The sequence below is a fragment of the Primorskyibacter flagellatus genome (genome assembly GCF_014638275.1).
GTDB classification, from domain to species: Bacteria; Pseudomonadota; Alphaproteobacteria; order Rhodobacterales; family Rhodobacteraceae; genus Pseudooceanicola; species Pseudooceanicola flagellatus_A.
This window is the reverse complement of the sequence record NZ_BMFJ01000001.1, coordinates 2,347,918-2,361,555: the sequence shown is the minus strand read 5'-3', so window position 1 is coordinate 2,361,555 and position 13,638 is coordinate 2,347,918. Positions and strand designations below refer to the sequence as shown.

12 protein-coding genes are annotated in these 13,638 nt (G+C 67.1%); 1 reads left to right on the top strand and 11 read right to left on the bottom strand.

The genetic code is table 11. From position 1 onward, the window contains the following. Nucleotides 1-35: 35 nt before the first annotated feature. From IEV87_RS11725 to glpD, 11 genes are all read right to left on the bottom strand, one after another. The gene (locus tag IEV87_RS11725) at nt 36-827 is read right to left on the bottom strand and encodes an SDR family oxidoreductase (RefSeq protein WP_188477857.1); all 792 of its coding nucleotides are present in this window, start codon (nt 825-827) and stop codon (nt 36-38) included. Nucleotides 828-895: 68 nt separating this feature from the next. Beyond that, nucleotides 896-2,026 carry an iron-containing alcohol dehydrogenase gene (locus tag IEV87_RS11720; RefSeq protein ID WP_188477856.1) on the bottom strand — a complete coding sequence of 377 codons (1,131 nt, stop codon included), beginning with the start codon at nt 2,024-2,026 and terminating at the stop codon, nt 896-898. A 3-nt stretch (nt 2,027-2,029) separates the two neighbouring features. After that, nucleotides 2,030-3,520: a glycerol kinase GlpK gene (glpK, locus tag IEV87_RS11715; protein ID WP_188477855.1), complete on the bottom strand. Its 1,491-nt coding sequence runs from the start codon at nt 3,518-3,520 to the stop codon at nt 2,030-2,032. Between the two features lie 134 nt (nt 3,521-3,654). Further along, a complete protein-coding gene (locus IEV87_RS11710; RefSeq protein ID WP_188477854.1) occupies nt 3,655-5,373 on the bottom strand; it encodes an ABC transporter substrate-binding protein in 1,719 nt (572 codons plus the stop codon). A 58-nt stretch (nt 5,374-5,431) separates the two neighbouring features. Continuing rightward, a complete protein-coding gene (locus tag IEV87_RS11705; protein ID WP_188477853.1) occupies nt 5,432-5,704 on the bottom strand; it encodes a DUF2160 domain-containing protein in 273 nt (90 codons plus the stop codon). Between the two features lie 187 nt (nt 5,705-5,891). After that, nucleotides 5,892-6,197 (bottom strand): GIY-YIG nuclease family protein, encoded by a 306-nt coding sequence (locus tag IEV87_RS11700; RefSeq protein ID WP_188477852.1) that lies wholly within the window; start codon nt 6,195-6,197, stop codon nt 5,892-5,894. 159 nt (nt 6,198-6,356) lie between these two features. Next, the gene (locus IEV87_RS11695) at nt 6,357-7,214 is read right to left on the bottom strand and encodes a carbohydrate ABC transporter permease (RefSeq protein ID WP_373284053.1); all 858 of its coding nucleotides are present in this window, start codon (nt 7,212-7,214) and stop codon (nt 6,357-6,359) included. Between the two features lie 14 nt (nt 7,215-7,228). Further along, nucleotides 7,229-8,101 carry a carbohydrate ABC transporter permease gene (locus tag IEV87_RS11690; protein WP_188477850.1) on the bottom strand — a complete coding sequence of 291 codons (873 nt, stop codon included), beginning with the start codon at nt 8,099-8,101 and terminating at the stop codon, nt 7,229-7,231. A 490-nt stretch (nt 8,102-8,591) separates the two neighbouring features. Then, the gene (locus IEV87_RS11685; protein WP_188477849.1) at nt 8,592-9,674 is read right to left on the bottom strand and encodes an ABC transporter ATP-binding protein; all 1,083 of its coding nucleotides are present in this window, start codon (nt 9,672-9,674) and stop codon (nt 8,592-8,594) included. Nucleotides 9,675-9,683: 9 nt separating this feature from the next. Beyond that, the gene (locus IEV87_RS11680; RefSeq protein ID WP_188477848.1) at nt 9,684-10,775 is read right to left on the bottom strand and encodes an ABC transporter ATP-binding protein; all 1,092 of its coding nucleotides are present in this window, start codon (nt 10,773-10,775) and stop codon (nt 9,684-9,686) included. Then, nucleotides 10,772-12,400: a glycerol-3-phosphate dehydrogenase gene (gene glpD / locus IEV87_RS11675; RefSeq protein ID WP_188477847.1), complete on the bottom strand. Its 1,629-nt coding sequence runs from the start codon at nt 12,398-12,400 to the stop codon at nt 10,772-10,774. The genes IEV87_RS11680 and glpD overlap by 4 nt, the downstream gene beginning before the upstream one ends. A 193-nt stretch (nt 12,401-12,593) precedes the next feature. Here glpD and IEV87_RS11670 point away from each other — a divergent pair, with 193 nt between their 5' ends. Next, complete coding sequence (locus IEV87_RS11670; RefSeq protein WP_188477846.1) at nt 12,594-13,355, top strand: DeoR/GlpR family DNA-binding transcription regulator; 762 nt, start codon at nt 12,594-12,596, stop codon at nt 13,353-13,355. Nucleotides 13,356-13,638: the final 283 nt, after the last annotated feature.

The window sequence follows — 13,638 nt, the reverse complement described above, 5'->3', positions numbered from 1 at the left end:
TCCGGAGGGCAGAGCCCTCCGGTCGCCGCCGGCGATCAGGCGTCGATCGACGACCCGATGGTCGCCCAGACAAGCCCGCCGTCCACGGCGATGGTCTGCCCCACCACGTAGTTCCCCGACCGCGCCGCCAGATAGATCGCGCAGGCCGAGATGTCCTCGCCATTGCCGATCCGCTTCAGCGGAATCCGCTTGGCCACCTCGTCCCCGTGATCCCGCGCCGCCCGGTTCATGTCCGACGCGAAGGCCCCCGGTGCGATGCAGTTCACCAGCACGTTGTCCTCCAGCAGCCGCGCCGCCACCCGCCGCGTCAGGTAGATCAGCCCCGACTTCGACGCGTGATAGGCATAGGTCTCCCACGGATTCAGTCGCAGCCCGTCGATGGAGGCGATGTTGATGACCTTGGACGGCTCCTCCGCCGTGGCCTTCGCGGTCAGCAGCCCGTGCATCTTCTGCGTCAGGAAGAACGGCGATTTCAGGTTCAGGTCCATCGTCTTGTCCCAGCCCGACTCGCTGAACTCCAGGTAATCCTGTCCCCAGGCCGCCCCGGCGTTGTTGATCAGGATGTCGACATGGCTCTCGTGGCTCTTCAGGTCGGCGACAAAACCGTCGATCCCTTCCATGGTGGACAGGTCATGGGGCAGGGCGACGCATTTCTCCCCAAGCTCCTCCGCCGTCTCGATACAGGCCTGCGCCTTGCGCGCGGTGATGTAGACCTTCGAACACCCCGCGTCGATGAACGCCCGTGCGAAATGCTTGCCGATCCCGCGCGACCCGCCGGTGATGACCGCGACCTTGCCCTCAAGCGAAAAGAGCGTGCTGATATCCATGATGTTCCTCCCGTTATGCGAAACACAATTCCGCACGACACGGGCCGGGGGTCAAGCCGAAAGCCCGGTTACATCGCCCCGGCCAGGATCTCTGTCAGCGCCGCCTCTGACAGCACCACCGGGTTCGCCTTCATTGACGACGACCGCGCCGCGCCCGCCGCCACTTCCGCGAACTGCGCCCTGACCAGCCCGGTGGAGCCCAGCCGCGCCAGACCCCAGCCATCTATCCGCGCCTCCAGGACCGCCGCCGCATCGCCCGCGCCATAGGCCGCGTTGATCCACCCCGCCACTTCGGCAAAGCGCCGCAGGTCCATCCCCGCCGCCTCCGCCGCCGCCCGGTTGGCGCGCAGCACCCCCGGCATCAGCCGTCCGCACAGCATCCCGTGCGCCGCCCCCGTCATGCCGCCCAGCACCCCGGCCAGCCCGTGCACCGCGCCCAGCCCCGCATTGGCCAACGCGATGCCGCCCGACAGCGACACATGGGCCATGTCGTCCCGCGCCGGGGCCGACTCGCCCTCCATCAGCCGCGCCAGCGCCGCCAGACCCATGGGGATCGCCTCCCGGCAGATCGCATCCGTCTCCGCCGTCGCCCGGCTGCTGAGGTAAGGCTCGATCACCTGCACCACCGCGTCGAGCCCCGAAGCCAGCGTCACCCCGCGCGGACACCCATCCGTCAGCGCCGGGTCCACCACGGCCAGCGCCGCCAGCATCCGGTCGTCCCGCAGCGATACCTTCACCCCATGCCCCGGCATCGCGATGACCGCGTTCTTCGTCGCCTCCGCCCCGGTGCCGGAGGTCGAGGGCACCGCGACGAAGGGCAGGGGGTCCGCCTCCAGCGCGCGGCCCTCGCCCACCACCTCGAAATGCACCACCGGATCGCCCGCCGCCGGGATCAGCGCCGCCAGCGCCTTGCCGAGGTCGATCGCCGATCCGCCCCCGACCGCCACCACCACCTCCGGTCCAAACGCCGCTGCATGGGCCCGCGCCGTCAGCAATTGCCCAAGGTCCGGTTCCCCCCGCGACTGCCAGAGCGACACCTCAGCGCCCAAGCCCCGCAGCTCCTCCGCCAGCACGTCCGACCACCCGACGGAGGCTGAACGGACCAGCAGCACCCGCCGCCCGAGCCTGACGATTCCCGCCGCCGCCTGCGCCCGGCAGCCCCGGCCCGTCAGCACCCGCCCCGGCAACCGCAGCGCCATGGCCTAGACCACCGCCATCGTCGCCTGCACGGCGGCCCGCCAGCGGGCGTGCCGCCTGTCGCGCTCCGCCGCATCCATCGCCGGTTTGAACCGCCGCTCCAGCGCCCAGTCCTTCGCGAAATCCTCCGGCCCCGGACAGACTCCCGCCCGCCACCCGGCAACCCAGGCCACGCCCTTGGCCGTGGTCTCCAGAACCTCCGGCCGATCCACCGGCGCGCCGAGGATGTCGGCAAGGAACTGCATGGCAAAGTCCGAGGCCGTCATCCCCCCGTCGACCCGCAGCACCGTGCCGCCCCCGGCCCCGTCCCAGTCGGCCTGCATCGCTTCCAGCAGGTCGCGGGTCTGGAACCCGACGCTTTCCAGCGCCGCCTTCGCCATCTCCGCCGGTCCGGTCGCGCGGGTCAGCCCGAACACCGCCCCCCGGCACTCCGCATTCCAGTAAGGCGCGCCAAGCCCGGTGAACGCCGGGACCAGCACCACGTCCTGCGCGGCGTCCGCCTTTTCCGCCAGCGGCTGAGTCTCCCCGGCCTCGCGGATGATCTTCAGCCCGTCCCGCAGCCATTGCACGACCGCCCCGGCGATGAAGATCGATCCCTCCAGCGCATAGGTCGGCGTGCCGTCGAATTGGTAAGCCACGGTCGTCAGCATCCGCGTCTGCGACCGCACCATCTCTACCCCGGTGTTGAGCAGGGCAAAGCACCCGGTCCCGTAGGTCGATTTCATCATCCCCGGTGTGAAACAGGCCTGCCCTATGGTCGCCGCCTGCTGGTCCCCGGCCACGCCGAGGATCGGGATCTCCCGCCCGAACAGATCGGCCCGTGTCACCCCGAAATCGCCGTTCGAATCCCGGACCTCCGGCAGCATTCCCATGGGCACGCCGAACAGCGCGCAAAGCTCGTCCGACCACACGCCCCTGCCGATATCATACAGCATCGTGCGCGCCGCGTTGGTCGCATCCGTCGCATGTACCCGCCCGCCGGTCAGCTTCCAGATCAGATAGCAGTCGACGGTCCCGAACAGCAGCTCTCCCGCCTCGGCCCGTGCCCGTGCGCCTTCGACATTCGCAAGGATCCACCCCAGCTTGGTGGCCGAGAAATAGGGATCCAGCAGCAGCCCCGTGCGCGCCGTCACATCCGCCTCCGCGCCCTCGGCTTTCAGCCGCGCGCAGACCTCTGCCGTGCGCCGGTCCTGCCAGACGATGGCGTTGCCGACCGGCTCGCCGCTTGCCCGGTCCCAGACCAGCGTCGTCTCCCGCTGGTTGGTGATTCCGATCGCGGCAATCTCCGCCACGTCCACCCGCGCCCGCTCGATCGCCGCGCGCGAGGTCGCGGCCACCGTCGCCCAGATATCCGCCGGGTCATGCTCCACCCAGCCCGAGCGCGGGAAGATCTGCCGGAATTCTTCCTGCGCCGAGGCCACGACCTTCAGCGCCGCGTCGAACACCACCGCCCGGCTCGACGTCGTGCCCTGATCCACTGCCAGAACGTATCCCATGCTCCCCCGCTCCTTCATCTTGCCCGAAATATCCTGGGGTGAATTGAGCCGCCGGCTCAAGAGGGGCAAAGCCCCTGCACCCCCTAAGGAAAACGGGGCCCCGCAGGGCCCCGTCTCATGTCACCGGCCCCGGATCAGTTCCAGGACTTGATCAGCTCGTCATAGGAGATGGTCTTCGGCTCCTCGTCCTCGTTCTCCAGCTTGGGCTTCGGAGAACCGGGCTGGTCCAGCCAGTACTGCGGATCCTGCTCCTCGTTCATCTTCGGACCAAGCTCGCCCTGAACGCCTGCGCGCTCAAGCCGCTCCAGCACCTTCTCCTGCTCCGCGCAAAGCGCATCCAGCGCCTCCTGCGGGGTCTTCGCGCCGGACATCGCATCGCCGATGTTTTGCCACCACAGCTGCGCCAGCTTGGGGTAGTCGGGGATGTTGGTGCCCGTCGGCGACCAGGCCACGCGGGCCGGGGAACGGTAGAATTCCACCAGGCCGCCCAGCTTGTCGGCGCGCTCGGTGAAGCTCTTGTCCTGGATGGTCGACTCGCGGATGAAGGTCAGACCCACATGCGCCTTCTTCACGTCCACCGTCTTGGAGGTCACGAACTGCGCATAGAGCCAGGCCGCCTTCGCCCGGTCATCCGGCGTGGACTTCAGGATCGTCCAGGAACCCACGTCCTGATAGCCGATCTTCGTCCCTTCCGACCAGTAGGCGCCGTGCGGCGAGGGGGCCATGCGCCACTTCGGCGTGCCGTCCTCGTTCATCACCGGCAGGCCCGGCTTGACCGTGTCCGCGGTGAACACCGTGTACCAGAACATCTGCTGGGCCACGTTGCCCTGCGCCGGGATCGGACCCGCTTCGCCGAAGGTCATGCCCGCGGCAGCCGGGGGCGAATACTTCTGAAGCCATTCGATCGCCTTGGTCACCGCATAGACGGCCGCCGGAGAGTTCGTCGCCCCGCCCCGCGCCATGCAGGACCCGACGGGCTGCGACTTCTCGTTCACCCGGATGCCCCATTCGTCGACCGGCAGGCCGTTCGGCTCACCCTTGTCGCCCATCCCGGCCATGGACATCCACGCATCGGTGTAACGCCAGCCGAGCGACGGGTCCTTCTTGCCGTAGTCCATGTTGCCATAGATGTCGCCGGTCACGCCCATGTGGCTCAGGTCGCGGCCGGTGAAGAACTCCGCGATGTCCTCATAGGCCGACCAGTTGATCGGCACGCCGAGGTCGTAGCCGTACTTCTCCTTGAAATCCGCCTTGTTCTTCTCGTCGTTGAACCAGTCGTAGCGGAACCAGTAAAGGTTGGCGAACTGCTGGTCGGGCAGCTGGTACAGCTCTCCGTCCGGGCCGGTGGTGAACTGGGTCCCGATGAAGTCGTCGAGGTCGAGACCGGGGTTGGTCACGTCCTTGCCCTCGTTCGCCATCCACTGCGTCAGGCTGCGCGCCTGCTGATAGCGCCAGTGCGTCCCGATCAGGTCGGAATCGTTGACATAGGCGTCATAGACGTTCTGGCCGGACTGCATCTGCGTCTGCAGCTTCTCGACCACGTCGCCCTCGCCGATCAGGTCGTGGGTGACATTGATTCCCGTGATCTCGGAAAACGCCTTGGCCAGCACCTGGCTCTCGTATTCATGCGTGGTGATGGTTTCCGACACCACCTTGATGTCCATGCCGGCAAAGGGGGCGGCGGCGTCGATGAACCACTGCATCTCCGCTTCCTGATCGGCACGGGAGAGCGTCGACAGATCGCCGATCTCCGCGTCCAGGAACGCCTTGGCGGCGTCCATGTCGGCCCAGGCGGGGCCGCTCATCGCCAGCGCGAAAACCAGCGCCGTGCTACTCTTCAGTGAGATCCTCATGTTTTCCTCCCTTGGAACTTTGAGGTGTCCGGCCGGAACGCGGCCGGGTGGATTGGGCCTAGACGAAGCGGAACACCGCCGCGCCATAGACCAATGACAGGCCCAGTCCCCACCACTGCGCCGCGTCGGTCAGACCGAGCCACGCGAGATTGATGAAGGCCGCGCCGAGAAGCGTGATGAAGAGCCGGTCCCCCCGCGTCGTCTCGATCCCCAGCACCCCGGTGCGCGGGGTTTCCGGGAAGCGGATCGCGAGGATCGTGAAGGTGATGAGAAGCGCCGCGATGACCCCGAAGAAGACCGCCGTCGGCCAGGTCCATGCCATCCATGCCATCAGCGGGTCCTCCGGATTGCTGTCAGTGTGTTGTCATCCTCGACCCTGATCGGACGCCTTCCCTCCGGTCGCGACACGTCATCCTCGGGCTCGACCCGAGGATCTCCCGCCGCAGGGTGCGACGGCCAGCCGGAGATCCTCGGGTCAAGCCCGAGGATGACGCAGCGTGGGGTGGCAATGGCAGGCGTCAGGGCGCCGAAATCTCCGGCCACAAATCCCGCCACATCGGATTGACCTCTTCGATCAGCCCGGTCTTCCAGTCCCGGTTCCAGCGTTTCAGCGCCTTCTCCCGCCTTATCGCCTCCGAAGCAGTCTCGTGCATCTCGAACCACACCAGCCGCACCAGGTTGTAGCGATCGGTGAATCCGGGAACCGAATGCGTGCGATGCTGCCAGACCCGACGCATCAGGTCTCCGGTGACACCGATGTAAAGCACCCCGCCCGGCCTGTTGGACATCATGTAGACCGACATCGGTTTCAAAGTGATCGTCATCCTCGGACTTGATCCGAGGATCTGCCGGCGGCAGGCCCAAGCACGCGCCGCCTTCCTCGGGCACGACCCGAGACTCTCCTGCCGCAGGCCGCGACACATGAAGGGAGATCCTCGGATCAAGTCCGAGGATGACATGGGAAAGGTTAACAACCCCTTCCATCACACCCTCCCCAGGGCGAAGCCCTTGGCGATGTAGTTGCGCACGAAATAGATGACCAAGGCCCCCGGCACGATGGTCAGCACGCCCGCCGCCGCCAGCACGCCCCAGTCCACGCCCGAGGCCCCCTGCGTCCGGGTCATGATCGCCGCGATCGGCTTGGCGTCCACAGTGGTCAGCGTCCGCGACAGCAGCAGCTCCACCCAGGAGAACATGAAGCAGAAGAAGGCCGCGACCCCGATGCCGGACGCGATCAGCGGGGTGAAGATCCGCAGGAAGAACCGCCCGAAACCGTAGCCGTCGATATAGGCGGTCTCGTCGATCTCCTTCGGTACGCCGCGCATGAACCCCTCAAGGATCCAGACCGCCAGCGGCACGTTGAACAGGCAGTGCGCCAGCGCCACCGCGATATGCGTGTCGAAAAGCCCGACCGAGGAATACAGCTGGAAGAAGGGCAGCGCGAAGACCGCGGGCGGTGCCATCCGGTTGGTCAGCAGCCAGAAGAACAGGTGCTTGTCGCCCATGAAGCTGTAGCGCGAAAACGCGTAGGCCGCCGGCAGCGCCACCGCGACCGAGATCACCGTGTTCATCACCACGTAGATCAGCGAATTGACGTAACCCATGTACCAGGACGGGTCGGTGAGGATCACCCGGTAGTTGTCCAGCGTCAGGTCGCGCGGCCAGAGCGAGAAGGCCCCGAGGATCTCGTTGTTGGTCTTCAGGCTCATGTTCAGCAGCCAGTAGATCGGCAGCAGCAGGAAGACGAGGTAGAGCGTCATCACCACCGCCGACCCGTTTGGCCGCAGCCGCGCCAGCGCGCTTTTCGGGCGGGTTCCCGCGGCCTGTCCGGCGGTGCTCATGCTGGTCTCGGCCATCAGACACCGTCCCTTTTGTCGAGGTTGGTCATGACCGTGTAGAACACCCAGGAAATCAGCAGGATCACCAGGAAATACATGATCGAGAAGGCCGCCGCGGGTCCAAGGTCGAACTGCCCGATCGCCATCTTGACGAGGTCGATCGACAGGAAGGTCGTCGTATTGCCCGGCCCGCCGCCGGTGACCACGAAGGGCTCCGTGTAGATCATGAAGCTGTCCATGAAGCGCAGCAGCACGGCGATCAGCAGCACCCCCTGCATCTTCGGAAGCTCGATATAGCGGAACACCGCCCATCTCGACGCCTGGTCGATGCGCGCGGCCTGGTAATAGGCCTCCGGGATCGACTGCAGCCCGGCATAGGCCAGCAGCGCGACCAGCGACGTCCAGTGCCAGACATCCATCACGATCACCGTGATCCACGCCGCGAAGGGGTCCGAGGTATAGTTGTAGTCCAGCCCGAGCGCGCTCACCGTCCGGCCAAGCAGCCCGATGTCCACCCGCCCGAAGATCTGCCAGATGGTGCCGACGACGTTGAACGGGATCAGCAGCGGCAGCGCCATCAGGACCAGACAGACAGAGGCCCAGACACCTTTCTTCGGCATGTTCAGCGCCACGTAGATGCCAAGCGGCACCTCGATGGCGAGGATCACCAGCGAAAAGATCGCCTGCCGGCCAAGCGCGTTCCACATCCGGTCCGAGGACAGCATCTCCTCGAACCACTCCAGCCCCGCCCAGAAGAACTGGTTGTTCCCGAAGGTGTCCTGCACGGAATAGTTCACGACGGTCATCAGCGGGATCACCGCCGAAAAGGCCACCAGCACCAGCACCGGCAGAACGAGGAACCACGCCCGGTTGTTCTGTGTCTTCTCCATCAGGCTGCCCTCCGTCCGCTCATTCCGTCACCCCCGGATGTGATCCGCAGGTCTCCCGTTGTGCCGCGTGACCCGTCGCCCGCGGGTTTGACCGGTGGTACCTCGTCATCCTCGAGCACGACCCGTAGCGTTGCAGCGGCGCCCGCTGGCCAGTCGTCGTCGGGCTCGCGCCGAGGAACTTCTGTCACCACGCACATCGCGCCCCATGAGGTCCTCGGACCAAGTCCGAGGATGACGCCGATGCCATCGCAACGCCGCTCCCTCCCCCTGACAGGGGGAGGGCCGGGGAGGGGGTCACGACTCAAACCGCCCCCGCCCGCGCGACAGGACTCCCTCTCCCCCACGGGGGAGAGGGCAGGGGTGAGGGGGAAAGCGCCCTTTGTGAGGGGGGAAGCGCCCTTTGTGAGGGGGAAACCACCCCGCACAAGGCGCAAACCGCCTTCCACGAAGGAATCAGTACCCCGCGCACACGCAACCGAGACCGCACCCATCACGCCACCCCCCGCGCGGGGCGCACCCGCCAGTCGTCGGCGTAGACATTCACCCGCTCCGGCGCAAAGACCACCCGGTCCGCACCGGCCTCCACGGCCATGCCCTCGGGCAGGGTGATGTTCACCGCCCCGGCCTCCGTCTCGCCGCGCACGATGCGATGCCGCCCGACGTCCTCGACCCGCGTCACCCGGATCGGCAGCCCGGCACCGCTGGTCAGCGAACAGAACTCCGGTCGCACGCCGATCTGCACCCGACCCGTCAGCGCGTCGTATCCAAGGCCAAGCGGAACCTCCGCCCCCTTCACCCGCGCCATCGCCCCGGACACCTCCGCATCCAGAATGTTCATGCCCGGAGAGCCGATGAAATAGCCGACGAACGTATGCTCCGGCGTGTCGAACAGCTCCTGCGGGGTGCCCATCTGGACCACCCGCCCGTCGTACATCACCACCACCTTGTCGGCGAAGGTCAGCGCCTCCGTCTGGTCGTGGGTCACGTAGATCATCGTATGCGCGAACTGCCGGTGCAGTGCCTTCAACTGGGTCCTCAGCTCGAACTTCATGTGCGGGTCGATCACCGTCAGCGGTTCGTCGAAGAGGATCGCGTTCACGTCCTCCCGCACCATCCCCCGTCCAAGCGAGATCTTCTGCTTCGCATCTGCCGTCAGTCCGCGCGCCTTGCGGTCCAGCACATCCGCCATGCCGATCATCTCGGCAATCTCGCCGACCCGGCGGGTCACATAGCCCGCGTCCATCCCCCGGTTCCGCAGCGGGAAGGCAAGGTTCTCGCGCACCGTCATCGTGTCGTAGACCACCGGAAACTGGAACACCTGCGCGATGTTGCGCGCCGCCGTCGGCGCGCGGGTCACGTCTTGATCGCCGAACAGCACGCGGCCCTGCGACGGGATCAGCAGCCCCGAGATGATGTTTAGCAGCGTCGACTTCCCGCAGCCCGAGGGGCCGAGCAGCGCATAGGCCCCGCCGTCCTCCCAGACATGGTCCATCTGCTTGAGAGCGTAATCCGCCTCGCCCTTCGGCGCGGGCAGGTAGCTGTGGGCGAGATTGTCGAGCGTGATCCGTGCCATAGTCCCCCCTCAGGCCGCTGCCGCGTAGGGCGCGGGCGCGGCAAGCGCCCCGTCCTCGGTGAACAGGTAGACGAAGGCCGGATCGACACAGACCCGGATCGGCGCGCCGACCTCCGGCGCATGCACGCCTTCCACCAGGCCGACCCACTTCGCCCCGGCATGGTCGAGATGCAGGAAGGTCTCCGACCCGGTGATCTCGATCCCCGACAGCGTGCAGTCGAAGACCACGGCCTCGCCGGTGTTGTGCCCCTCCATCTCAACGTGGTTGGGCCGGAACCCGGCGATGTAACGTCCGTCCGGCAGATCGGCCAGCGCGCCCGCCGCCGGGGCGTTCACCGCCGACCCGAAGGACAGCCGATGCCCCGATTTCTCAAGCGCGATGAAGTTCATCGGCGGATCGGAAAACACCCGCGCCGTCACCCGGTCCCCGGGCTTGCGGTAGACCTCCGACGTCGAGCCGAACTGCGTCACCCGGCCCTCCCAGAGCGCGGCGGTGTTGCCGCCCAGAAGCAGCGCCTCCTCCGGTTCGGTCGTGGCATAGACGAAGATCGCGCCCGAGGCCTCGAAGATGCGCGGAATCTCCACCCGAAGCTCCTCGCGCAGCTTGTAATCGAGGTTGGCGAGCGGTTCGTCCAGCAGCACCAGCCCCGCGTCCTTCACCAGCGCCCGGGCCAGCGCGCAGCGCTGCTGCTGCCCGCCCGAAAGCTCAAGCGGTTTCCGGTCCAGCATCGGCGTCAGCTTCATCAGCTCCGCCGTTTCGCGCACACGGGCGTCGACCTCGGCCCTGCCGACCTTCATCAGCCGCAGGGGGGACGCGATGTTGTCGTAGACCGTCATCGCCGGATAATTGATGAACTGCTGATAGACCATGGCGACGCGCCGGTCCTGCACGCGCATGCCCGTCACGTCCTGCCCGTCCCAGAACACCCGCCCCTCGGTCGGCTGGTCCAGCCCCGCCATCAGCCGCATCAGTGACGTCTTGCCCGACAGCGTCGGCCCGAGCAGTACGTTCATCGTGCCCTTCTGCAGCGTCAGGTCGGTCGGATGGATATGCGTTCGGCCCCCGACCACCCGGCTCACGCCTTTCAGCTCCAGCGTCATGCCGCGCCTCCCTGTGCTGCCACGCTGACACCCGGCACTGCCGGTGCGCCGCGCAGGCGGTCCGCCATGTAGGTGCCAAGCGCCTCGATCTGCGCCTTGGTCATCCGCAGCCCCAGCTTGGTGCGCCGCCAGACGACATCCTCCGCCGTGCGCGCCCATTCCCGGTCCATCAGCCAGCCGACCTCCGCCTCGCTCAGCGTCGCGCCGAAGTCGCGCCCCAGCCCGCCCGCATCCCGCGCCGCGCCAAGGATCTGCCGCGCTTCCGTGCCGTAATGCCGGATCATCCGCTCTGCCCACTTCTCGCCAAGGAAGGGATAGTCGCGCGCCAGCCCTTCCGTGACCCGGCCGGTCTCCGTCACCGCGAAATCCCCGCCCGGCAGCGTGACCCCGGCGGTCCAGTCGCCGCCCGCCGCGGGAAAATAGGGGGCAAGCTTCGCCAGAGCGCTTTCCGCCAGCCGCCGGTAGGTGGTGATCTTGCCGCCGAAGACGTTCAGCAGGGGCACCGCCCCGTCGCTGTCCGCCACCGTCAGCACGTAATCCCGCGTCGCAGCCGTGGCCGAACTCGCCCCGTCATTGTAAAGCGGCCGCACCCCGGAATAGGTCCAGACGATATCCTCGCGCGTCACCGGCCGGTCGAAATACTGCGATGCGAAGGCGCAGAGGTAATCCTTCTCCGCATCCGTGCAGACCGCCTCGGACGGCGCGCCGTCGTGATCCTGATCCGTGGTGCCGATCAGGGTGAAGTCCTGTTCGTAGGGGATGGCGAAGATGATCCGCCCGTCCGTGCCCTGGAAGAAATAGCAGCGGTCATGATCGAACAGCCGCCGCGTCACGATATGGCTGCCGCGCACCAGCCGCACATGCGCCCGGTCGTTCATCCGCACGGTCTGCCGCAGCACATCGTCTACCCAGGGCCCGCCCGCGTTGACCAGCGCCCGCGCCATGTGGATCCGCGAACCCTCCGGCCCCTCCGTCGTGATCCGCCACAGCGCACCGTCCCGCACCGCTTCGGTGACCTTCGTACGCACCATGACCTCGGCCCCGCGCGCCTCCGCGTCCCGCGCGTTCAGCACGACCAGTCGCGCGTCCTGCACCCAGCAATCGGAATATTCATAGGCAAAGGCAAAGCGGTCGTTCAGCGCCACCCCCGCCGCGTCGGAGCCGAGGTCGACCCGCCGCGTGCCCGGCAGCACCTTCCGCCCGCCAAGGGTGTCGTACAGGACAAGGCCAAGCCGGATCAGCCAGGCCGGACGCCGCCCCTTCATCCAGGGCATGACCAGCGACAGCAGGCGCGAGGTCGGCGTGTCGTTCTCGAACCGCATGTCCCGGTGGATCGGCAGAACGAACCGCATCGGCCAGCTGATATGCGGCATGGCCGACAGCAGCACCTCGCGCTCCTTCAGCGCCTCGCGGACCAGCCGGAATTCGAAATACTCGAGATAGCGCAGCCCGCCGTGAAACAGCTTGGTCGAGGCTGAGGAGGTTGCCTGTCCGAGATCGCCCATCTCCGCCAGCGCCACGGACAGGCCGCGACCGGCCGCGTCCCGCGCGATCCCGCATCCGTTGATCCCTCCACCGATGATGAACAGATCGACGGGCTCTGTCTGGCCCTGTCCGGTCGTCACGTCGCGCCTCCCTCGCTCGTGCCCGAAAAGACAGCGAGTCTGCCGGCCATGTCAAAGGGAAATTTTCGTTTTTGCGCGTTTTTACCGTATCGAACGCAAAAGCGCGCATGAACACAGTATTTCGCAGGTGCAGCGAAAGTCGCTGCTGACAGGCCCCGCGACCTGTGGCAATGCTGAAATCCGGAGGACCACAATGGCGCTCAACATCCGGCAGACCGAGATCCTGGAAATCGCCCGCAACGAGGGCCGCGTCGGGGTGGAGGCGCTGGCCGAGCGTTTCTCCGTCTCCCTCCAGACCATCCGCCGCGACCTGTCGGACCTCGCCGATGCGGGCCACCTGGATCGGGTGCACGGCGGCGCGGTTATGCGCACCGGCGTGGTCAACTACGCCTACGAGGAACGCCGCCGCATGCACGAGGACGCGAAGGCCGCCATCGGCCGCGCCTGCGCTCGTGCGATCCCCGACAACAGCTCCGTCATCCTCAACCTCGGCACCACGACCGAGGCGGTGGCGCGCGAACTGCTCGGCCACCGCAACATCACCGTGGTCACCAACAACATCAACGTCGCCAACATCCTGCTCGCCAACGAAAGCTGCGACATCATCGTCGCCGGCGGCAACCTGCGCCGCTCCGACGGCGGTCTGGTCGGCCACCTGACGGCGGATCTGTTCACCCAGTTCAAGGCGGATTTCGCGGTGATCGGCACGTCGGCGCTGGACGAGGAGGGCGACATGCTCGACTACGACCTCGCCGAGGTCCGGGTCAGCCGGATGATCCTGCGCCAGGCCCGCCGCACCTTCCTCGTGACCGACGCGTCCAAGCTGACCCGCACCGCGCCGGTTGTCCTCGGCTCCCTGTCCGAGGTCGACACGGTCTTCACCGACGCCCCCCTTCCCGAACGGCTCGACGCGCTCTGCGCGGAATGGGGCACGACGGTAACGGTCGCGGCGTAACGCACCCGCCCGCGCAAGGGACCGGCCCCCGGCTTCCACCCCTCACCCCGTCATCCTCGGGCCCGACCCGAGGATCCCTCCGCCGCCTCTCACCCGGTCCCCGGACTTGATCCGGGGACCTTGAGGGATGGATCGGGCGGGAGAAGATCCGGGGCCTGACCCGAGCATGACGGGGTGCTGTGCCGCGGGGTGAAGACCTCGGATCAAGTCCGACTATGACGCCCTCCCGCCACCCCGCGCGCAACGTCACTCCCTCTCCCCACGGGGGAGAGGGCCGGGGTGA

Excerpts from the sequence above, each read along its gene's own strand:
- IEV87_RS11720 (WP_188477856.1), bottom strand. The coding sequence starts at position 2,026 with ATGGCGCTGCGGTTGCCGGGGCGGGTGCTGACGGGCCGGGGCTGCCGG.
- IEV87_RS11670 (WP_188477846.1), top strand. The coding sequence starts at position 12,594 with ATGGCGCTCAACATCCGGCAGACCGAGATCCTGGAAATCGCCCGCAAC.
- IEV87_RS11710 (WP_188477854.1), bottom strand. The coding sequence starts at position 5,373 with ATGAGGATCTCACTGAAGAGTAGCACGGCGCTGGTTTTCGCGCTGGCG.
- IEV87_RS11685 (WP_188477849.1), bottom strand. The coding sequence starts at position 9,674 with ATGGCACGGATCACGCTCGACAATCTCGCCCACAGCTACCTGCCCGCG.
- IEV87_RS11695 (WP_373284053.1), bottom strand. The coding sequence starts at position 7,214 with ATGAGCACCGCCGGACAGGCCGCGGGAACCCGCCCGAAAAGCGCGCTG.
- IEV87_RS11700 (WP_188477852.1), bottom strand. The coding sequence starts at position 6,197 with ATGACGATCACTTTGAAACCGATGTCGGTCTACATGATGTCCAACAGG.
- IEV87_RS11725 (WP_188477857.1), bottom strand. The coding sequence starts at position 827 with ATGGATATCAGCACGCTCTTTTCGCTTGAGGGCAAGGTCGCGGTCATC.
- glpK (WP_188477855.1), bottom strand. The coding sequence starts at position 3,520 with ATGGGATACGTTCTGGCAGTGGATCAGGGCACGACGTCGAGCCGGGCG.
- IEV87_RS11690 (WP_188477850.1), bottom strand. The coding sequence starts at position 8,101 with ATGGAGAAGACACAGAACAACCGGGCGTGGTTCCTCGTTCTGCCGGTG.
- IEV87_RS11680 (WP_188477848.1), bottom strand. The coding sequence starts at position 10,775 with ATGACGCTGGAGCTGAAAGGCGTGAGCCGGGTGGTCGGGGGCCGAACG.
- IEV87_RS11705 (WP_188477853.1), bottom strand. The coding sequence starts at position 5,704 with ATGGCATGGATGGCATGGACCTGGCCGACGGCGGTCTTCTTCGGGGTC.